This is a genomic window from Shimia sp. MMG029 (assembly GCF_027947445.1).
In the GTDB taxonomy this organism is placed as follows: Bacteria; Pseudomonadota; Alphaproteobacteria; order Rhodobacterales; family Rhodobacteraceae; genus Shimia.
Genome location: NZ_JAQJIM010000006.1, coordinates 145,407 through 166,182, shown reverse-complemented (window position 1 = coordinate 166,182; position 20,776 = coordinate 145,407). Strand labels below are relative to the sequence as shown.

The following is a 20,776-nucleotide window of genomic DNA, read 5'->3' as shown; positions in this document are numbered from 1 at the left end:
CAGCAAGCAATCTAATCGCTCGCAGTCTTCGCGTCGCTTGCTGAGTTTTTCAGTCCGCGGCGTGACCGTTTTCATCGCTGTGTTGTATCCTGCTTGACAGCGGAGGTGGCAACCGCCAACGCTGCGCGCATGCTTGATCTACGACCTGTTGGATATGTCATTGGCCTTCTTGTGGCTATTTTGGGTGCCACAATGTTTGTCCCCATGGCGCTTGATATTGCTGATGGCACGCCGCATTGGGAAGCCTTCTTTCTGAGTGGTGCGATCACGTGTTTGACGGGCGTGTTGGTGGCGCTTTGCTGTCACAACGGTCGCGGCAATGGGCTGACGTTGCAGCAAACCTTTCTCCTGACGACAGGGGTTTGGCTTGCCTTGCCATTGTTTGGCGCGCTTCCTTTTATCTTGGGCGCTACTGAGGCACGCGTCGTTGATGCCTTTTTTGAGTCAATGAGCGGTCTCACCACCACGGGAGCCACAGTTTTTTCAGGACTGGAAGAGCTTCCGCGCGGCATGTTGCTTTGGCGTGGATTGCTTCAGTGGCTTGGCGGCATCGGGATCATTGTGGTTGCGATGGTCTTTTTGCCGGAACTTCGTGTCGGCGGCATGCAGATCTTTCGATCTGAAGGTTTTGACACGATGGGCAAAATTCTTCCACGTGCAACGGCGATCTCTGGTCAAATTTCAACCATTTACGCTGGCCTGACTTTGGCATGCATGTTGGCGTATGTGGTGGTCGGAATGGCGCCTTTTGATGCGCTCGTACACGCGCTGACCACAATATCTACAGGCGGATTTTCCACCTATGACGCATCATTCGGCGCCTTTTCAGGCCCCTTGGAATATGTCGCAACGCTGTTCATGATTCTCTCTGCTTTGCCGTTTGTGCGCTACGTTCAATTGGTTAACGGCCACACCAGACCTCTGCTGAATGACAGTCAGGTGCGTTTGTTCTTGGTCACGATTGCTATCCTCGTGGTGCTGTTCACGATTATTCTAACAACCGTTTTTCCGCATCATTGGGAAAGCGCCTTTCGCGAGGCGCTGTTTAACATCACCTCCATTATTTCGGGCACGGGGTATGCGAGTGTAGACTACATGAACTGGGGATCGTTCATTGTCGCCATGTTCTTTTTCATTGGCTTGATCGGCGGCTGCGCGGGCTCTACAGCCTGCTCGATCAAGATCTTCCGCTATCAACTGCTTTTCTCCGCGATCCGAGTGCAATTGCGCCGCATTCAGCACCCTTCTGGGGTCTTCATCCTGAGCTACCAAGGCCGCAAGGTGGATGAAGAGGCGCTGAATTCCGTTATGACCTTCTTTGTCTTCTTCACCGTGAGCCTGGGGGCGTTGGCTGTGCTTCTGAGCATGACGGGACTTGATTTTGTCACCTCCCTATCGGGCGCCGCCTCTGCAATTGCCAACATCGGGCCAGGGCTCGGCGACATCATCGGGCCAGCGGGCAACTTCTCATCTCTCAATGACACGGCCAAATGGATTCTGTCGGCTGGCATGTTGCTAGGCCGTTTGGAACTCTTAGCGGTGTTTGTTCTCTTTACTGTTCAATTCTGGAGGGCCTGATGGCAACGATCGGGCAGGAGATGCGCCCCTTGGGAGCGCAGATTTCGCACATGTTGAAAGCGCGTGGCGTGGATGTGATTTTTGGCATCCCCGGTGTGCACAATGTGGAGATGTACCGCGGGATTGAGGAGGCCGGCATCACCCACGTGTTGGCGCGCCATGAGCAGGGCGCGGGCTTTATGGCCGACGGATATGCCCGTGCGAGCGGCAAGCCAGGGGTGGCCTATGTGATCACTGGGCCTGGGCTTTGCAACATTCTGACCCCGCTTGGCCAGGCTTATTCTGATAGCGTGTCGGTATTGACCCTGTCGAGCTGTCTGGACGAACACGTCGGTCATCGCGGGCAGCTCCACCAAATGCGCGATCAGCGCGGCGCTGCTGCTACTGTGTGTGACTGGTCTGAAGAGGCGCGCACAGCCCGCGCCGCTTATGATCTGATCGACCGCGCCTTTGTAGAATTTGCCAGCAAACGGCAGCGCCCCAAACACATTCAGGTGCCGATTGGTTTGCTGGGCAGTATGGCGGTTGAGGCAAGCGCGTTTGCGCTTGGTGCCAATACCGCATTCACCAGCGCGTCTGGCGTACCAGATCTCACGATGTTGGCGGATAGGCTGACAGCCGCGCGCAAACCGCTCTTTGTTTTTGGGGGCGGGCTGGTGGCGCATGGGCAGCATGCGCGCAATGCCACCGTCGATGCTGCCGTGCGTGAGCTGCTGCGGCGCAGCGGTGCAGCGGCGTTCATGACCTACGCGGGTTGTGGCCTGCTGTCAGCGGACGAGCCTCTCAGTTTTGGCACCTATCTCGGCCGAGGCGAAAGCGAGCGGATCATTGGTGGCGCGGATCTGGTTGTTGCCATTGGGACGGAGCTGTCTGAATGTGACCTGTGGCGCGATGCATTGGGCCATCAGGGAACGCTGGTGCGCGTCGATATCGACCCTGAAGTACTGGCAGATCGCCACCGCGCTGACATCTCTGTTCAATGTGATGGCAAGCAATTTGTTGACGCATTGCTGACTACCTTGCCTGAGGCATCCGCAACGCCCAAATGGGATGTAGCAGAGATCGCCAAAGCCAAGGCCCGCTTCCGCGCTGAAACGGACGCAGAGCGTCCCGGAATTGCAGAGATCTGCGATGCGCTTGGCGATGTGATGCCGGATGAGGCGATGATCTATTCGGATATGACACAGTTTGCCTATGTCGCCAAAGAGGTTTGGGACATGCCTTGCTCTGGGTATTGGCATCATCCCACCGGCTTTGGGACGCTGGGATATGCGCTGCCTGCCTCGATTGGCGGCGCAATGGCGCGCCACGGCAAACCCACAGTCTGCATCGCGGGTGACTATGGCTTTCAGTACACCGTCCAGGAACTTGGCGCCGCCGTAGAGATGAAGCTGCCGATCCCGATCCTGCTATGGGACAACCACAAGCTCAAAGAGATCGAAGACAGCATGGTCGAAAGCCAGATCGCCCCGAATGCGGTGATCGCGCACAATCCGGATTTCTGTAAACTTGCGGAAAGCTATGGCTGTCTGGCGCGGGAACCCGCCTCGCTCAATGAGCTGCAGCAGGCTCTTCTCGAAACGTTTGAAGCAGACCGCCCAACCTTGATCCGCATGACAGCCGCATTGTCCGCACGCTAGGAAAGACTTTGGCCAACAAAAAAGGCGGCTCTAAATGGAGCCGCCTTTTGCGTGATGCGGAAGTGCTCACCAGCAGCTGACCAGTACGGTCATGTCGCTGGCGCGTTTGCTGAGATCCTCTGGCGCGAGGCTTTGGGCGCTGCTTGCCAGACCTGTGTTGATGCCTTCCTGAGCCAGCAACGCTCGCAGCGCGTCAGAGTTGACTGCAAAGTTTACGTCACTTGGCAGCTGCTGGGCGCTCTGCGCATCTCGTGGCAGGAGCATGCCAAAGACCGCGCCGCCTGCATCAAACACCGGGCCACCCCAGTCGCCGGGTTCGATTTCAAGTGCCAGACGCGCCAGTTCGCGTTCTCCGCGCAATCCCTTCACGTCGGCCAGCTTGCCAAAGGTTACGGTGGGGGCTCCCAGCGCGCCTTCAAAAGAGTAGCCAGCCACAGCCACATCGGATTGGATGCGTGGTGCGCCGTCGCGCAGCGCAGCCACATCAATCGGCGCCAGCGGGCTCACGGGGGCGAGAATGGCGACGCCAAGCGCCTCATCCAATACGGCGACTTTGGCATCATAGTCTTCTTCGAGGGTGATTTTGGAGCAGCTCTGCACCGCCTCTGCGGTCGTCAGAACATGGCCGTTGCGGTCAATAAAGAAGCCAGAGCGCGATTGCTTGGGTTTGCGGATCTGAAGGCCCGCCAGCAGGTCGATGCCCTGGGCAGCGCTGTCGCCCGCTGCGGGGTCCAGAGTGCCGCCGAGACGGGTGAAGCTTGCACGCATCTCGTCCAGAATACGGGTGCGGCGCTCTTCATCGCCGTTGGGCCAGACCAGCGTGAAGCCTTTGACTTCGCCGTCCTCCAGCGACACCTCTGTGTGACTGATCACCTGACCGTTCTGACCGGTCAAAACGAAGCTGTTTTTCTTGCGCTCGCGTGGGCCGTTGAGCGGCACAATTTCCAGCGTTTGCATGATGTCATAGAGGCCAAATAACGTGTTTTGATCGCCTGCCTGACTGATTAGCAGCACCTTCGCAGGGCCGTTTGCTGCATCATATTGCACAAACGGGTATTCAGCATTTGTCTTGGACACTGCGCCCAGCGGCACCAGCATTTCAATGCCCGCATCCAGATCACGTACCACCTGAAGGTCCATACCTTCCAGCACCGCATAATATTGTTGGCGCAGCGTGTCGCGCTGAAGCGTGGTCAGAACGCCGGTGGCGTCAAAACCGTTGTCCGCTTGCCAATTTGACATAGAGGCGCGTGTGCCTCGGCCAAAAGCGCCGTCAATTGCGGAGTTGTAGTAACCGGCCCACTGCAGCCATTCCTGAAGGCGCATCTTCTCTGCGCGGGTGAGCTGCGCTTCGCTCGCACGGGCTTGGCCCACGGTTTCATCCGGCAGCTGCTGCACCACAGGCTGTGTTGGCTCAGGAGCGGCTTCAACCGATTGTTCGATGATCTCAACGCTGGCGCTCTGTTCGGGTTGCGCATTTGGTGTGATGCTCTCTGGGTTGGTCAGCAGATTGGCGCCGACGGGCCAGAATTGGCTGCGATAGTCGCGCGATAAGGCGATATAGCTGTCAATTGGGATCAATCCTTCGGAACGATACACGCGCAGCACGTTTTCGGCGTCTGCGCGGCTATAAGGGCCGAGCGCAACTGCATACCAGCCACCGCCTAGCGAGAAGCCATTCACATCATCCATCCGTTGCGCGTAGCTTCGAATATTGGCGCTTGCTTCTGTCAGGCTTGGGCGGGCTTCCAGCTGGACCCAAACAACGTCATCTTGCAAAGACTGTGCAAAAACGGCGGTAACGCTAAAAAAAATAGCCGCAAACAGCGACAAAACAGTGCGCAACATAGTGGTGGTCGTCCCTAAAACTCTGATCATCTTCAATTATGGGGTCTGTTTATCAGTTTCTATCACTCTTGCACCTCTATTTTAGCGCAAGCTGCAATTGACCCCGGCAAGGGTTGCGCATAAGCAAGAGCCGCGTTTGTAAGGGGCACAAAAATGGCACATAACGACAGCAAACCTCGTAGCTTTCAAGAAATCATCCTGCGGCTTCAGAACTACTGGGCTCAAAAAGGCTGTGCCATTATGCAACCTTATGACATGGAGGTTGGGGCAGGGACCTTTCACCCGGCCACCACATTGCGCTCTTTGGGCACCAAGGCATGGGCAGCGGCCTATGTACAACCGTCACGTCGCCCAACAGATGGCCGTTACGGTGAAAACCCGAACCGCCTGCAGCACTACTACCAGTATCAGGTGCTGATCAAACCCAGCCCGCCCAACTTGCAAGAGCTTTACCTTGGTAGCCTTGAGGCCATCGGCATCGACATGGAGATGCACGACATCCGCTTTGTTGAGGATGACTGGGAAAGCCCGACGCTTGGCGCTTGGGGCCTCGGCTGGGAAGTCTGGTGTGATGGTATGGAAGTAAGCCAGTTTACCTATTTCCAGCAGGTTGGGGGCCATGACTGCCACCCAGTTTCTGGCGAGCTCACCTACGGTCTGGAGCGTCTGGCGATGTATGTCCTTGGTGTGGACCACGTAATGGACATGCCGTTTAATGATCCCCAGACCGACATCGCCCTTACTTATGGGGATGTGTTCAAGCAGACCGAGCAGGAATACAGCCGCTGGAACTTCGACGTGGCCAACACCGAAGTGCTGCTCAAGCAGTTTGAAGAAGCTGAGGCCGAGTGTGAGAAGATCCTCGCACAGGAACACATCGATCCTAAGACCGGCAAGCGTATCATCATGGCGCATCCGGCTTATGACCAGTGCATCAAGGCTTCCCACCTGTTCAACTTGCTGGACGCGCGCGGGGTGATTTCGGTAACCGAGCGTCAGGCCTATATCGGCCGCGTGCGCGCGCTGGCCAAGCAATGCGCGGATGCATTTGTGCAGACAGAGGCAGGTGGCTACGCGGCGTGAGGCTTATGCTAGGCAAAGCCCGGCAACAGCACCTTCGCGCCGTTCGCGACCATTTCAATCGCGATGGCAATCAGGATCAGCCCCATAAGGCGTGTCATGATGGTGCGTGCCGTGGCGCTCAGATGCTTGCCGATATTGCCTGCAAACAGGAACACCACCGCCAGAAGTCCCACCACCAGCGCAACGCAGGCCGCGTAAATCGCCCAGCCGGTCGCGCCATTGGCCTGATGGGCATAGAGAATCAGCGTGGTCATCGTGCCGGGGCCCACCAGCATGGGGAAGGTCATCGGATAGAACGCGATGCTCTCCACCGGCGCCTTGGCCACGGCGGCTTGCTCATGTTCTGTGCCGTGATGCGCGCTGCTGTTGTTGCCGTTCAGCATGTGAAAACCGATCTGCAGCAGCACGAGCCCACCCGCGACGCGAAAAGCGTCCACCGAAATGCCAAAGAAATCGAGGATGGCGGCGCCTGCCACGGCCACAATCGCGCAGGCAATGCTGGTGTAGACCACCACCTGAAGCGCGGTTTTGCGCTGTGCGGAGGGCGCAAGCTCCTCTGTCAGGCTCAGGAAAATAGGCAGATTTACAAACGGGTTCATGACCGCAATAAGGGCCCCGAACATGGCCACGGCAAAGCTATCGGGCATCACAATCTCTTGGTAGGTTCAAATCAACTCAATCATTTGGCTTTGACTGTGCGCCGCGCCGCGGTTTCGCGCAACAAAAGCCTGACGGAAATTCAGGGGGCAACCGCATGACGGGCAAATTGCTGGGAGGTGTGATCGTGCTGACGGCTTTGGTGGGCGGGATCGCCATGTATTGGCTGCAAATCTATGGCTACTACGACGAGGTGCGCGTTTCTAACCTCAAAGATGACGTGCAGCTCACCCTGCTGGTGACCGAGCAGCCCGAACCGATCCTATATGAGAATTTTATGGCGATCGACAGCGAAAGCTCCCCGATCCGCTACCGTGCCTGTTTCACCACCACCATGAGCGCGCCGCTTTTGACAGAAACCTACATGCTGCTGGAGAAGGCCGAACCGCGCAATGCGCCGGGCTGGTTTGACTGTTTTGACGCCAAAGAGATCGGCGCGGCGCTGGAAAGTGGTGAGGCGCTCGCATTTTTGGGTGAAAAAGAAGTTCAGTACGGGATCGACCGCATCGTCGCCATTTTGCCCGATGGGCGTGGATTTGCCTGGAACGAAATCAACGATTGCGGAGAGATCGCTTTTGACGGCAAACCGCTCCCCACGCATTGCCCACAAAAACAGTAGGAGCAGCCCGCAGTGTCTGATGTTCTGGTTTTTCCCGAGTTTATCACCTCGACACTTGGTTTGGCAGTCTACCTATTGGGCGCACGCCTGACGCGTGAGGTGGCCTTTCTTCGTGAATTCAACATTCCGGAACCAGTGACAGGCGGTTTGATCGCGTCGACACTGTTTGCGGTATACAGCGGCGTGTCAGGTCAGTCTCTTGAGTTTGAAGTGGCCGCAAGAGACTATCTCCTTGTGCTGTTTTTCGCCGGTATCGGCTTGAATGCACGTCTGTCTGACCTCCTGCTTGGGGGGCGCATGCTGGGTCTTTTGTTGGTAATGACCCTTGGTGCGATCCTCGTCCAGAATTCTGTTGGCATTGCTGGGGCACATCTGTTTGGCATGCCTGCACAAAGCGGCGTATTGATGGGGTCTGCATCACTGATTGGCGGGCATGGCACGGCCATTGCGTGGGCACCAAATGTTGCCGAGGCCACAGGCTTGGAAAGTTCGGCTGAGCTTGGCGTGGCGATGGCGACACTTGGTCTTATCGCGGCATCTTTGATCGGTGGCCCTATCGCAAAGTACCTCATTGCGCGTCACAATCTTAGCTCCAGTCGCCCGGATGATGGGGATGTGGTTGGGGTGTCGTATGATGATGCCAACGATCGACTTGAAATCACCCATGTAAGCCTCATGCGGGTGATGCTTGCGCTGCACACAGCGATCATTTTCGGCTACATTCTTCATGGTGTGCTGAGCGACCTGGGCTTAATGCTGCCGCTATTTGTGCCGTGTTTGATCTGCGGGATTGCTCTCGCCAATATCAAAGACTGGCTTGCGCCCAAGTCCCCGGCCGTTGCGCGGACACCCAGCCTCGCCATCGTTTCAGAGTTTGCGCTGGGTACGTTTTTGGCGATTTCCTTGATGACGATGGATTTTTCTACATTGAACGATGCCGGTTTGGCGATTGTCGCAACGCTTCTGCTCCAGACGGTTTGCACCGTCGCACTCGTTGTCTTTGTTTTGTTCTTTGCACTGGGGCGGACCTACACAGCCGCTGTCTTGGCCGCTGGCTTTGCGGGGTTTTCGCTTGGCGCGACCCCCACAGCCATTGCCAATATGACCGCTGTGACCAAGAGATATGGCCCAGCCCCGATCGCTTTTGTCGTTTTGCCCTTGGTTTCGGCGTTTTTCGTCGATATTGCCAACGCGATAGTTATTCAGACCATCGTGAACTTCTAAGGATCCGTCATGCCAGATCTTCTGATCGAACTTTTTTCTGAGGAAATCCCCGCACGTATGCAGGCGCGGGCTGCTGAAGATTTGAAAAAGAAAGTGACGGATGGTCTGGTCGAGGCCGGTTTGACCTATGCCCATGCACGTGCCTATTCCACGCCGCGCCGTCTGACACTGGCGCTGGAAGGCCTGCTGGCCGAAAGCCCGACCGTTAATGAAGAGCGCAAAGGCCCCAAAGTAGGTGCGCCTGACAAAGCCATCGAAGGCTTTTTGCGTGGTGCGGGTGTGGCCCGTGAAGATCTGGAAGAGCGCGAGACCCCTAAAGGCGCGGTCTACTTTGCCACCATCACCAAGCCGGGCCGCCCAGCGGCAGAGATCGTTGCTGACGTGCTCGAAGATGCCATTCGCAATTTCCCATGGCCCAAATCCATGCGCTGGGGCGCAGGCAGCCTGCGTTGGGTGCGTCCGCTGCATTCGATCCTGTGTATCCTGTCGGCAGAAGATGGCCACAGCATTGTGCCGCTCGACATCGATGGGATCACCTCTGGTGACACCACCGAAGGCCATCGCTTCATGGGTGAGGGCCGCTTCGCCGTAACCAGCTTTGAGGATTATGAGGTCAAGCTAAAGCGCAGCAAGGTGGTTCTGAACGCTGAAGAGCGCGCCGAAACCATCTGGAACGACGCCACCAACATGGCCTTTGCTCAAGGTCTCGAAGTGGTGGACGACAAAGGCCTTCTGGCCGAAGTGGCTGGTCTGGTTGAATGGCCGGTTGTCCTGATGGGCGACATTGCAGAGGATTTCCTTGGCCTGCCACCGGAAGTGCTGCAGACCTCCATGAAAGAGCACCAGAAGTTCTTCTCCGTGAAGAACCCAAAAACCGGCCGCATCGAAAAGTTTGTGACCGTTGCCAACCGTGAAACCAAAGACGACGGTGCTACCATTCTGGCGGGCAACCAGAAGGTGCTGTTTGCGCGTTTGAGCGATGCGAAATTCTTCTGGGAAAACGACGTGCGCACGGTGCAGGATCAGGGCTTTGAGCCTTGGGTTGAGAAGCTCGAAAACGTGACCTTCCACGCCCAGATCGGCAGCCAAGGCGCGCGCGTGATGCGGATTGCTGATCTCGCAACCAGACTGTCCCCATCGGTGAACGCAGATCCAATGCTGGCGCAGATGGCCGCGCAGGCCTGTAAGGCGGACCTGAGCTCGGAAATGGTCTATGAATTCCCGGAACTTCAGGGCCTGATGGGGCGCTACTACGCGCAAGCGGCCGAGCTCCCTGCGGAAGTTGGTCAGGCCAGCGAAGAGCATTACTCCCCGCTTGGCCCATCCGATGATGTGCCGACCGCACCTGTTTCTGTGGCTGTTGCCATGGCGGATAAGCTCGACACGCTGTCAGGTTTCTGGGCGATTGATGAAAAGCCAACCGGCTCCAAAGATCCGTTTGCCCTGCGCCGCGCGGCCTTGGGTGTGATCCGTCTGGTTCTGGAAAACGGTCTGCGCATCAATTTGCAGGACATCACGCAGACCAGCATTGCGGCTTTGTTGAAGGTTGATGACTGGGAAGCCGCAGCCAAAGCGGCTGAGGGCGACGAAGCCAGGCACATGGAAATGCACGCCGAACAGGCGCGTGGCATTGCCAATGCTGCGCCTCAGGATCTGCTCACCTTCTTCCATGACCGTCTCAAGGTCTATCTGCGCGATCAAGGCATTCGCCATGATGTGATCGACGCCTGCATCGCGATGCCGGGCAATGATGATCTGGCGCTTCTGGTGGCCCGCGCCCGCGCGCTGCAGGATTTCATGTCCACCGAGGATGGCGAAAACCTGTTGCAGGGCTTTAAGCGCGCCAACAACATCCTGAGCCAGGCCGAAGAGAAAGACGGCGTGGAATATTCTTTTGGCGCAGATGTGAAATTTGCCGAGGACGACAGCGAGAAAGCGCTCTTTGCCGCACTTGATGAGGCGGAAGGGGCGATCTCTTCGGCCATTGAGACCGAAGATTTCGCGTCAGCCATGTCAAACATGGCCTCCCTGCGCGCCCCAATTGACGCGTTCTTTGAAGCGGTTCAGGTCAACAGCGACAACGAAGTGGTGCGCCGCAACCGCCTCAACCTTCTGTCGCGCATCCGCACAATCTGTCTGCAGGCCGCAGATCTGACACGTGTGGAAGGCTAAGACGTAGTTCTACGTGCGAGGCAGCTAAGACTTGCCTCGCGCCCCGTGCGGTTTATGCTGCGATGCGCAACGAAAAGGTGCCGCAGTGCAGCAGAATGACCCGCTTATCACCCTGATCACCCCCACAGCGCCCATGGCGCCCGCAACCCATGGGGGTCGCGCCAAATGTCTGCAGCGTCTGGTCCGGATTGATCTGCCGGTGCCGACAACCGTCGCGCTGTCTTTTGATGCGGTACATGGGCTTGCGGCGGGCGAACAGCCCGATATGGCGCAGGTGCTTGCGCCGTTTGAAGAGGGACAGCTGTTGTGCGTGCGGCCAAGTTCCGAAGATCCCGATTGGGGCGGCCCCGGCGCGATCCTGAACATCGGCATGAATGACGAACAGCTTGCCTCTTTGAGCGAGACCATTGGCGCAGAGGCGGCTGCCAAACTCTATCTGAAATTCATTCAGTCTTACTCCACCCATGTGGCGCGGCTGGATCCCGACATCTTTGATGATCTGGACAACTCCGACCCCGATGCGGTCGCGGACTTTCTCGAAGCTTATGAGGATGAGGCTGAAGAGCCTTTCCCACAAGATCGTAGTGAACAGCTGATTGGCGTGTTGCGCTCCATGGCGCGCGCTTGGGAGGGCACCACCGCGCGGCTCTTGCGTCAGGCCAAAGGCGCACCTGCAGATGCGGGGCTTGGTCTTGTGATTCAGGCGATGGCGCTGGGTGTCGGCCATGGCGAAAGCGGCAGCGGCGTGCTCCAGCTGGTGAATAGCGACACAGGTCTGCGTCAGATCACCGGGCGTTACATGAGCCAGAGCCAGGGCCGGGACGCGATGAAATCCGGGGCAGGGGCGCTGTTTCTGCAAAAAGATGCGCGCGGCGCCTCCCTTGAGGAAAAGGTTCCGGACGCCTTTGCACTGCTGACCGAATACGCCGGGCTGATGCGGGCCCGCCTGCGCGAAGAGATGCAGATCGAATTCACGCTGGAAAACGGTGAGATCCACATTCTCGACGGCGTGCGTGTGCAGCGCAACGCACGCGCGGCGGTGCGCATCGCCGTATCGCTGGCCGAGGACAAAATTATCTCACGCGAAGAAGCTGTGATGCGGATCGAGCCGCGCGCGCTCAATGAACTCCTGCACCGTCAGGTCGACAGCGAAGCGGAGCGGGATGTGATCGGCAGCGGCATTGCCGCCAGCCCCGGCGCGGCCACCGGCCGGATCGTGTTCACCGCGGCAGAGGCGCAGGCCTGCGCGGCACGCGGCGAGGCATGTGTTCTGGTGCGTCGCGAGACAAACCCCGAGGACATTCGCGGCATGCACGCTGCCAGCGCCGCCTTAACCGAACGCGGCGGCATGACCAGCCACGCGGCGGTGATCGGGCGCGGCCTTGGTCTGCCTTGTGTGGTCGGCGCCACCTCCATGCGGTTTCAGATTCGCAAAAAGCGGATCATCGCAACCGATGGCCGTATCTTCCGCGAAGGCGATGTGATCACCGTGGATGGCACCACCGGCAACATTCTCGCCGGTGAACCAAAAATGATGGAAGCCGCACTAGATGATGCCTTCCAAACGCTCATGAGCTGGGCCGATCTCAGCCGTGACATCGGCGTGCGCGCCAACGCGGATACCCCGGCAGACGCGACAACCGCGCTGATGTTTGAGGCTGAAGGCATTGGCCTCTGTCGCACCGAACATATGTTCTTTGAGGCGGACCAGCTGATTGCGATGCGCGAGGTGATCTTTGCCAACGCCCCCGCCGACCGCGCTGTGGCCTTGCAGGCTCTGCTGCCGATGCAGCGAGAGATGTTTGTCGAGCTGTTCAACATCATGGGCAAACGTCCGGTCTGCATCCGTCTGTTTGACCCGCCGCTGCATGAATTCCTGCCCACTGACCGTGCTGGCCTGCGCGATCTGGCCGAATCGCTCAATTTGCCGCTGTCCGATGTGACCCGCCGCGTGGAGGCGCTTGGGGAATACAACCCGATGTTGGGCATGCGGGGTGTGCGCCTGGGCATCACGGTGCCGGAAATTCTCGATATGCAGGCGCGCGCGATTTTTGAGGCGACATTGGATGCCTGCGGCGACAAAGAGCCTTTTGTGCCGGAAATCATGATCCCGCTGGTCTCGGCCAAGCGCGAAGTGGAGCTGGTGAAAACCCGTATTGATGCGGTGGCCGCCGCCGTGCGCACCGAGCGCGCGCGCGATTTTGATTATCGTCTTGGTGTCATGGTGGAGACCCCGCGTGCCGCACTGCGGGCCGAAGATATTGCGCAACATTGCAATTTCTTCAGCTTCGGCACCAACGACCTCACGCAGATGACCTACGGATTGTCACGCGATGACGCCGGGCGTTTCATGAGCCCCTATGTGCAGCAGGGCGTCTTCCCGGAAGATCCGTTCCACACGCTGGATCAGGAAGGTGTTGGAGAATTGCTGCGTTTGGGGGCCGAACGTGGCCGCCGAGCGCAGCCCGATTTGACGTTGTCGGTATGCGGCGAACATGGTGGCAGCCCCGAATCGATAGCCTTTTGCCGCGAGATCGGGCTCGACTATGTGTCTTGCTCCCCCTTCAGGGTGCCCGTCGCGCGGCTGGCTGCAGCACAACTGGCGATCAAGGACAAGATCCAGTAAAATAAGGTAATATTTGACAAAATTCCGCGCGAATCGATCCGGTCTCGCGACTGTGACATGTCGGCGTATGGACGATTGGTTTATTTTTCGTTAAGAACGCCTCCGATTTAAAGCTGCCGGGGTCATATTCCCCAAACGAGGTCACCATGCGCTATCTGATTGCATCCTTCTTGGCTGCCGCCCTGACCGTGGGCAACAGCTACGCAGAGACGACTCCAGCAACCGAATCTACCTCAGATAAACCACGGCAATTGGTTCTTTTTGATGGCAAAACTTTGCGCGACCTGTTCGCGCCAAAAGAAACACAACCGACGCAAATTCGCTATAGCCGAGCTTTCATCGATAGCTTGCCGAAGGTGAAAACCGAAAAGCGCACAGATCAATGGCAATGCATGGCTGAAGCGCTGTACTTTGAAGCGCGTGGTGAAAGTGTGAAGGGGCAATTTGCTGTGGCCGAAGTGATTTTGAATCGCGCGGCGCATTCGGCATTCCCGGAGAGCGTTTGCGGTGTGATCAATCAGGGCACGGCGAGCGGGCGGAAATATCAATGCCAATTCACCTACAACTGTGATGGCTTGTCCGACAAAATTCGCGAGCATTCTGCTTACGAACGTGTCGGCAAGGTCGCTGATTTGCTTCTGAATGGCGCGCCCAAGGAACTCACCGCCGGTGCCACGCATTATCATACAAAGGCGGTTAATCCGCGTTGGGCGCGTGTTTACGAGCGCACCACAACCATAGGCGTCCATCATTTCTACCGGATGCCGACGAGGCTTTCTCAGAACTGACGTTTCTTTCGGTTTCGCGTGGTTTTGTGCCGTGTTTGCCCTATAGCCGGATGGCCTGAGGCCTGATAAAGGGCGGCACATCCGCAGATTTGCGGCACATCTAAAACAGCGCGTGGAAGGCAGAAAATGAGCAACGAAATCCGACTGGCGTTTGCCCATCCTTCAGAACGCGCAGAAGCGACCTCGTCTGACGATCCGATGGATCGCATTTCACTGCGCGACCATACAGTCGAAGTTGAAATCGGAGCGTTTCAGGCGGAGCGCGGCACGACCCAACGCATTTGTTTCAACGTCGTGGTAGAGGTGCTGCCGCTCGGGCCTGCTGTGGAAGACGATGTCGATCGCATTCTCTCTTATGACAAGGTGACAGAGGCGATCGCATTTGAACTGTCCGCGGAGCGGCTCAACCTGCTGGAGACACTGGCCGCAAGGGTGGCGGACCGCATTCTTCTGGAGCCACAAGCCCACCGCGTTTTTGTGCGTATTGAAAAGCTTGATCGTGGTCCCGGTGCTTTGGGCGTCGAGATCGTTCGCAGCCGCAAAGCTCACCTCGCGCCAGTTGAAGAAATCGTAGAGGAGGAGGCACCACACCCGCGCGTGGTGTTTGTCTCCAACGAAGCACGCATGTCTGAGCAGTTGACTGGTTGCCTGGATGAGTTGCTGACTTCTGATGTGCCTTTGATACTGTGCGTTGGTTCGCCCGATATGTCTGCACCGCAGACAGGGCATGCAATGACACAGCGTCGGATTGATCTATTAGCGATAGAGCAGAACGCATGGATGCTTGCCGCGCGCGACTTCCGCTGTGTGGTTGTGGATACCCGAACGGAGCTGGATTGGGCGATGAAAAACGGTCAAACCTGTGTTTGGGCGCCGTCCAAGATCGTGCTGGATGCCGTGGATGGCCCGTCTGCGCCGCCCAGCGATGCGCTTGGTCTGGCTCTTTGGTTTGCAGAGGAAATGCAGGCGGTTGAGTTTGTGGTTCTTGGGCAAGAGAATGCGCAAACGCAAGCGACAGATCTGAATGTACGGCATCAAACGCTGAGCATCTAATTTTTTTGAAGTCCTTGCGTTTTTAGGGGGTTTTGGCCATTCAGCGCACATGACTGATTATTTTCGTGCAATCCCGCATACTGACGTCGCTCGCCCTGCCAATGCCAGAACATTGGCGGGAGGATGGTGCTGGTTCACCCATGTTGAACGCCTTTCACGAAATTCACCGCCAGAAATTCTGCCTGTAGAGGCTGTGTCTGAGCAGGTCTTGCAGCCTCTGACCATGCCTAGGAATTCGGTAGCGGGACTGTCTATGGCGCGCGCCAACCTGATGGGAATTTTGAACGTCACGCCTGACAGTTTCTCGGATGGTGGCGTGCATGAAGGTGCCAAGGCCGCATTGAGACATGCGCGCCGTATGGTTGCGGCTGGCGCTGACATGATTGATGTGGGGGGAGAGTCGACACGGCCCGGCGCGGACTTTGTTCCCATAGAAGAAGAGATCGCGCGCACCGCACCAGCGATTGCTGCGATCTCGGCTGATATGCCGGTTCCTGTGAGCATTGACACACGCAAGGCTGATGTCGCGCAGGCCGCCGTATCCGCAGGTGCCGCGCTGATCAATGATGTGTCAGGCTTTACCTTTGATGCAAAGCTGGCGCCACTCGCGGCGGCGCAGGGTCAGCCTGTTTGCGTCATGCATGCCCAAGGCGACCCTGCCACCATGCAGCAAGACCCGCAGTATGATGATGTGCTTTTGGATGTTTATGACTTCCTTGAAACACAAGTTGAACATCTCATAGACCTCGGGATTTCCCGCAAAAACATTGTGGTTGATCCCGGGATTGGGTTCGGCAAAACACTGGATCATAACCTTAAATTGTTGGCGCGTTTGAGCCTGTTTCACAGCTTGGGCTGCGCTGTTTTGCTTGGGGCGTCCCGCAAGCGCTTTATTGGAATAATCGGCAACGCTCCGCTCGCTGATCAGCGAGCGCCGGGATCTATAGCGGTTGCCCTTGCAGCTGCGGCGCAGGGTGTACAGATTATGCGGGTCCATGGCGTAGAAGAGACAAATCAGGCCCTCAAATTGTGGCAGGCCGTGACGACAGGAGACGCAAATGGTGCGTAAGTTTTTTGGAACCGACGGTGTGCGTGGCACAGCCAACACCTATCCGATGACCGCTGAAATGGCATTGCGCATTGGGGCAGCGGTTGGCCGCTATTTCCGCAACGATGGTGGCACAGAGCACCGGGTGGTGATCGGAAAAGACACACGTCTGTCTGGCTATATGTTTGAGCACGCCCTAACAGCGGGTCTCACGTCGACCGGTATGAATGTGCTTTTGCTTGGTCCGGTGCCAACGCCCGCCGTGGGATTGTTGACCACGTCAATGCGTGCTGATCTGGGTGTGATGATTTCAGCCAGTCACAATCCTGCAGTGGACAATGGCATCAAGTTTTTTGGCCCTGATGGCTTTAAGTTGTCTGATCAGGCCGAAGCAGAAATCGAACACCTGATTGAAACTGGTGTTGAACCCGCGCAGGCGCAAAACATTGGCCGAGCCAAGCGGATCGACGATGGTCGTTTCCGCTATGTTGAGAGGGTTAAGAGCTCTTTGCCGAGCACTTTGCCACTGCGAGGCGTGAAGGTTGTGATCGATTGTGCCAATGGCGCTGCTTATCGTGCCGCCCCTGAAGCGCTCTGGGAGCTGGGCGCAGAGGTGATCTCGATTGGCGTGTCGCCCAATGGGCACAACATCAACCAGAACTGTGGTTCTACCAGCACCCGAACAGCACAGGAAGCGGTCGTGGCCCATGGTGCTGATGTTGGCATCTGTCTGGATGGCGACGCCGACCGCGTGATGATCATTGATGAAAACGGCAAAGTGGCTGATGGCGATCAGGTCATGGGGCTTCTCGCGTCCCGCTGGGCGCAGGCTGGTCGTCTGAAAGGCGGGGCCTTGGTCGCCACAGTGATGTCCAACCTCGGCTTGGAGCGCTTCATGGAGGGCGAAGGTTTGCGCCTGGAACGCACCGCCGTTGGGGATCGCTATGTGGTCGAGGCGATGCGCAAGGGGGGCTACAATCTTGGCGGCGAGCAATCGGGTCATATTGTCATGACTGATTACGCCACGACCGGAGATGGCTTGATGGCAGGTTTGCAATTCCTTGCTGCGATGGTTGAAAGTAACGCGCCTGCAAGTGAACTGTCTCAAGTCTTCGAAACTGTGCCGCAACTTCTGAAAAACGTGCGATATGGTGAAGGCCAGACACCGCTTGAAGCGGCGTCTGTGCAAACTGCAATTTCTGCGGCAGAGCATGCGCTCACAGGGCAGGGGCGTCTATTGATCCGTAAGTCCGGCACTGAACCTTTGGTGCGGGTGATGGCGGAATGCGAAGATGCGCAATTGCTGGAGCGCACAGTAGACAGCGTCGTGGATGCGGTGCAGTCTGCGGTGGCTTGATCGCTACACGCGGTTTGGAAAAAACAGGCGTTGCAATGCTCCATATTGGCTCAATGCGACGCCCGATAAGATCAGTAAGGCTGCCCAGATCAGAGAGCCGGGCAGTGGCTCTCCCATAATGGTTGCGCCAAAAACCACCGACCACAGCGGCACTTGATAGTTGGTCAGGCTCATGAAAACCGGCCCTGCCGTGCGGATCACCAGAATGCGGAGCAGGCCCGCCGCAGCCGTCGGCACCAATCCCAGCACTGCCACAATCGCCAGCCCCTCTGCAGACGGCATAGGGGGTGCACCATTCTGGAGTGCTGCGAGAGGGATCACCAAAGCGGCTCCAAACAACAATGTCGTGGCGGAGAGCCCAATAGGGTCCAGCGGTGGCAGGCGGCGCATCAGGATCGAGGAAACCGCATAGCAGGCGGCAGCGGACAGGCACGCCAGCTGCCCCAAGCTTTCCAGCGGGCTGCCGCTTGAGGCAAAGGCTGCAGGGCCAATCAGTATCAGAACCCCGGCGAAGCCGATCAGAAACCCGAGCGTTCGCCGTAGCGTCATGCGCTCCCCTGGCACCAGAAAATGCGCCAGCGGCAAAACGATAAGCGCGACAGCGGCCATGGAAACGCCGGTAAAGGCGGACGTGACATATTGCTGTGCCCAGGCGAGCAGCATAAACGGCACCGCCGCGCTCAGCATCGACACCCAGATCAGCCGGGGCCAATCGCGTTCGTCTGAGCGGAACATCCACCCGCCGCGCATTTGCCATATGACTGTTGTGATCAAGGCGGCAAACCCAAGGCGCCCGGCCGCGACCCAAAGCGGAGGCAAGTGTTCCAGCGCCAGTTTTTGCACCATGAACGTGCCACCCCAGACAAGGCCAAGCGTGGCGACCATAAGCCAGCTTGTTGCGGTGATCTGTGGGCTGGTCTGCTCTGACATGTGGGTGCTTTCAGCAGGAGAATAAAAAAGGGCGCCTCAACGGCGCCCTTTCAAGTCTTTGAAAAGAAATTAGTTCTTTTCTTTGTCGACCATTTTGCCAGCAGAGATCCAAGGCATCATGCCACGCAGTTTTGCGCCGGTCTCTTCGATCATGTGCTCGTCGTTTGCACGACGGGACGCTTTGATGGTTGGCTGACCAACAGCATTTTCCAGCATGAAGTCGCGCACGAATTTGCCCTGCTGGATGTCTTCCAGAACAGCTTTCATGCGGGCTTTGGTTTCGTCGTACTTCAGAATGCGTGGGCCGGTGACATACTGGCCGTATTCTGCGGTGTTGGAGATGGAGTAGTCCATGTTCGCGATGCCGCCTTCGTAGATCAGGTCCACGATCAGCTTCACTTCGTGCAGACACTCAAAGTAAGCCATTTCAGGCGCATAGCCCGCTTCCACCAGAGTTTCAAAACCACAGCGGATCAGCTCAACTAGGCCGCCGCAGAGAACAGCTTGTTCGCCGAACAGGTCGGTTTCGCATTCTTCGCGGAAGTTGGTTTCGATGATGCCGGAGCGGCCGCCACCGATGGCGGAGCAGTAGGAAAGGCCGATTTCCAGCGCGCGGCCGGTTGCGTCGGTGTCAACGGCCACAAGGCAAGGCACGCCGCCGCCTTTGGTGTATTCGCCACGCACAGTGTGACCTGGGCCTTTAGGCGCCATCATGATCACGTCCACACCTTCTTTTGGCTCGATCAGGCCAAAGTGCACGTTCAGGCCGTGGGCAAACGCAATTGCGGCACCTGGCTTGATGTTGTCATGTACGTATTTCTTGTAGGTTTCTGCCTGAAGCTCATCGGGCATGGTGAACATGATCACGTCACACCATGCGGCCGCTTCGGCGATGCCCATCACCTGCAGGCCTTCGCCTTCGGCTTTCTTCGCAGAAGGGGAGCCTTCGCGCAGCGCCACAACAACGTTTTTGGCGCCGGAGTCACGCAGGTTCAGCGCGTGTGCGTGGCCTTGGGAACCGTAGCCCAGGATGGCCACTTTCATGTCTTTGATCAGGTTGATGTCGCAATCGCGATCGTAATAAACGCGCATGATGAACGCTCCTCTGTTTGATGTTGCGGCCACAATAGGCATTCTGTTGGAGAAAGAGAGCGTTGTGATTGGCAAAATGGGCGATATTTTCGAGGTTTCTATTCTTTCTTCCGTGATTTATCGTGTCATTCATGCTTGATGATCTCGATAGACGCATATTGCGCCACCTTCAGGGCGATCCGAGCCAATCGGTGCCAGAGCTTGCTGACCGCCTGGGTCTCACCACCTCCCGCTTGTCGCGCAAAATCGATAAGCTGCGCGAAGCGGGCATTCTGCGTGGTCAACGTGCGGTGATTGACTGGCAGGCCTTGGGCTATGCGGTGGAGGTCAGTTTGCGCGTGACGCTTGATAAGACCCAATCCCGCGCCTTTGATGACTTTCTGGAGGCCGCGCGCGATATCCCTGAGGTCATCGAGATACAGACCTTTCTGGGGCAGGTGGATGTGCGCCTGTCGGTGATCGCCAAAGACATGGCTCACTATCAGGAAATCTATCGCCGCCGCATCCTGACGTTGCCCCATATCGCAGACATCGAAGCGCTTATGCATGTGGCGCGGATCAAGTCTGATGAGAGCCTGCCGATATGATTGATCTGGATGAGATTGACCGCGCGCTGCTGAAAGCGCTGGCAGAGGATGCCACCCAAAATGCCGGGGCACTTGGGCGTCGATTTGGTCTTTCGCAGCCTGCAACCTGGCGTCGAATCAAGAGGTTACAGGAGAGCGGAGCGATTGCGGGCCGCAAACTGGATTTGGATCGCGAGCGGCTTGGCTTTGGGGTGACGGTCTTTCTGGGCATCAAGCTGGCCACCAAGGGGCGTGTCAGTCTTGAGGATTTCGAGCGGGCTGTGACGGCCATTCCTGAGGTGCAGACAGTGGAGCATGTGTTGGGCATGTATGACTATCGGTTGCGGGTCACTGCGCGGGACATTTCTGATTTTGAACGGGTGCTGCGGCGGCGGATCATGACCTTGCCGGGCGTGGGCAACGTGGAGGCCAATGTTTTGCTGAGTGAGGAGCGTCGGCCCGGGCCGCTGTAAGTCTTGCTTTTTGCGGTATGCG

Annotated in this window: 18 protein-coding genes; 14 read left to right on the top strand and 4 right to left on the bottom strand. The window is 57.4% G+C overall.

All coding sequences use genetic code 11. The features are described from left to right. Positions 1 to 129: 129 nt before the first annotated feature. Complete coding sequence (locus tag PJL69_RS15020) at positions 130 to 1,578, top strand: TrkH family potassium uptake protein (RefSeq protein WP_271310452.1); 1,449 nt, start codon at positions 130 to 132, stop codon at positions 1,576 to 1,578. Continuing rightward, entirely contained in the window at positions 1,578 to 3,218 is a 1,641-nt protein-coding gene (locus PJL69_RS15015; RefSeq protein WP_271310384.1) for a 5-guanidino-2-oxopentanoate decarboxylase, read from the top strand. The genes PJL69_RS15020 and PJL69_RS15015 overlap by 1 nt, the downstream gene beginning before the upstream one ends. A gap of 66 nt (positions 3,219 to 3,284) precedes the next feature. On the opposite strand, the gene PJL69_RS15010 is transcribed toward PJL69_RS15015, so the two are convergent. Continuing rightward, entirely contained in the window at positions 3,285 to 5,066 is a 1,782-nt protein-coding gene (locus PJL69_RS15010) for a serine protease (protein ID WP_271310383.1), read from the bottom strand. A gap of 153 nt (positions 5,067 to 5,219) precedes the next feature. On the opposite strand from PJL69_RS15010, the gene PJL69_RS15005 reads away from it, so the two are divergent. After that, positions 5,220 to 6,149, top strand: a complete 930-nt coding sequence (locus PJL69_RS15005; protein WP_209099794.1) for a glycine--tRNA ligase subunit alpha — start codon at positions 5,220 to 5,222, stop codon at positions 6,147 to 6,149. A gap of 8 nt (positions 6,150 to 6,157) precedes the next feature. Here PJL69_RS15005 and PJL69_RS15000 read toward each other — a convergent pair whose 3' ends face one another. Beyond that, positions 6,158 to 6,796 carry a MarC family protein gene (locus PJL69_RS15000; protein WP_271310382.1) on the bottom strand — a complete coding sequence of 213 codons (639 nt, stop codon included), beginning with the start codon at positions 6,794 to 6,796 and terminating at the stop codon, positions 6,158 to 6,160. A gap of 107 nt (positions 6,797 to 6,903) precedes the next feature. On the opposite strand from PJL69_RS15000, the gene PJL69_RS14995 reads away from it, so the two are divergent. The 8 genes from PJL69_RS14995 (at position 6,904) to glmM (ending at position 17,693) form a co-directional block, all read left to right on the top strand. Beyond that, positions 6,904 to 7,425: a DUF6446 family protein gene (locus PJL69_RS14995; RefSeq protein ID WP_271310381.1), complete on the top strand. Its 522-nt coding sequence runs from the start codon at positions 6,904 to 6,906 to the stop codon at positions 7,423 to 7,425. A 12-nt stretch (positions 7,426 to 7,437) separates the two neighbouring features. Continuing rightward, positions 7,438 to 8,649 carry a sodium/glutamate symporter gene (gltS, locus tag PJL69_RS14990; RefSeq protein ID WP_271310380.1) on the top strand — a complete coding sequence of 404 codons (1,212 nt, stop codon included), beginning with the start codon at positions 7,438 to 7,440 and terminating at the stop codon, positions 8,647 to 8,649. Between the two features lie 9 nt (positions 8,650 to 8,658). After that, a complete protein-coding gene (glyS, locus tag PJL69_RS14985; RefSeq protein WP_271310379.1) occupies positions 8,659 to 10,821 on the top strand; it encodes a glycine--tRNA ligase subunit beta in 2,163 nt (720 codons plus the stop codon). A 133-nt stretch (positions 10,822 to 10,954) separates the two neighbouring features. Next, the gene (locus tag PJL69_RS14980) at positions 10,955 to 13,447 is read left to right on the top strand and encodes a putative PEP-binding protein (RefSeq protein WP_271310451.1); all 2,493 of its coding nucleotides are present in this window, start codon (positions 10,955 to 10,957) and stop codon (positions 13,445 to 13,447) included. Positions 13,448 to 13,593: 146 nt separating this feature from the next. Beyond that, positions 13,594 to 14,235 (top strand): cell wall hydrolase, encoded by a 642-nt coding sequence (locus tag PJL69_RS14975; protein WP_271310378.1) that lies wholly within the window; start codon positions 13,594 to 13,596, stop codon positions 14,233 to 14,235. Between the two features lie 126 nt (positions 14,236 to 14,361). Further along, positions 14,362 to 15,288, top strand: coding sequence for a dihydroneopterin aldolase (locus PJL69_RS14970; RefSeq protein ID WP_271310377.1), 927 nt, complete (start codon positions 14,362 to 14,364; stop codon positions 15,286 to 15,288). Between the two features lie 49 nt (positions 15,289 to 15,337). Further along, on the top strand, positions 15,338 to 16,357 hold the full coding sequence (gene folP / locus PJL69_RS14965; protein WP_271310376.1) for a dihydropteroate synthase: 1,020 nt from the start codon (positions 15,338 to 15,340) through the stop codon (positions 16,355 to 16,357). Further along, positions 16,347 to 17,693: a phosphoglucosamine mutase gene (gene glmM, locus PJL69_RS14960; protein WP_271310375.1), complete on the top strand. Its 1,347-nt coding sequence runs from the start codon at positions 16,347 to 16,349 to the stop codon at positions 17,691 to 17,693. Before folP ends, glmM begins: the two co-directional genes overlap by 11 nt. Before the next feature lie 3 nt (positions 17,694 to 17,696). Here glmM and PJL69_RS14955 read toward each other — a convergent pair whose 3' ends face one another. Together PJL69_RS14955 and ilvC are read right to left on the bottom strand one after the other, a co-directional pair. Beyond that, entirely contained in the window at positions 17,697 to 18,623 is a 927-nt protein-coding gene (locus tag PJL69_RS14955) for a DMT family transporter (protein ID WP_271310374.1), read from the bottom strand. Between the two features lie 69 nt (positions 18,624 to 18,692). Continuing rightward, positions 18,693 to 19,715: a ketol-acid reductoisomerase gene (ilvC, locus tag PJL69_RS14950; RefSeq protein ID WP_209065189.1), complete on the bottom strand. Its 1,023-nt coding sequence runs from the start codon at positions 19,713 to 19,715 to the stop codon at positions 18,693 to 18,695. Here ilvC and PJL69_RS14945 point away from each other — a divergent pair. From PJL69_RS14945 to PJL69_RS14935, 3 genes are read left to right on the top strand one after another with little or no spacing between them, the layout of a single operon-like run. Beyond that, positions 19,714 to 19,854 carry a hypothetical protein gene (locus PJL69_RS14945; RefSeq protein WP_271310373.1) on the top strand — a complete coding sequence of 47 codons (141 nt, stop codon included), beginning with the start codon at positions 19,714 to 19,716 and terminating at the stop codon, positions 19,852 to 19,854. The genes ilvC and PJL69_RS14945 overlap by 2 nt on opposite strands. Continuing rightward, entirely contained in the window at positions 19,847 to 20,302 is a 456-nt protein-coding gene (locus tag PJL69_RS14940; protein WP_271310372.1) for an Lrp/AsnC family transcriptional regulator, read from the top strand. Before PJL69_RS14945 ends, PJL69_RS14940 begins: the two co-directional genes overlap by 8 nt. Beyond that, positions 20,299 to 20,754: an Lrp/AsnC family transcriptional regulator gene (locus tag PJL69_RS14935; protein WP_271310371.1), complete on the top strand. Its 456-nt coding sequence runs from the start codon at positions 20,299 to 20,301 to the stop codon at positions 20,752 to 20,754. Before PJL69_RS14940 ends, PJL69_RS14935 begins: the two co-directional genes overlap by 4 nt. The last annotated feature ends 22 nt before the right edge of the window (positions 20,755 to 20,776 follow it).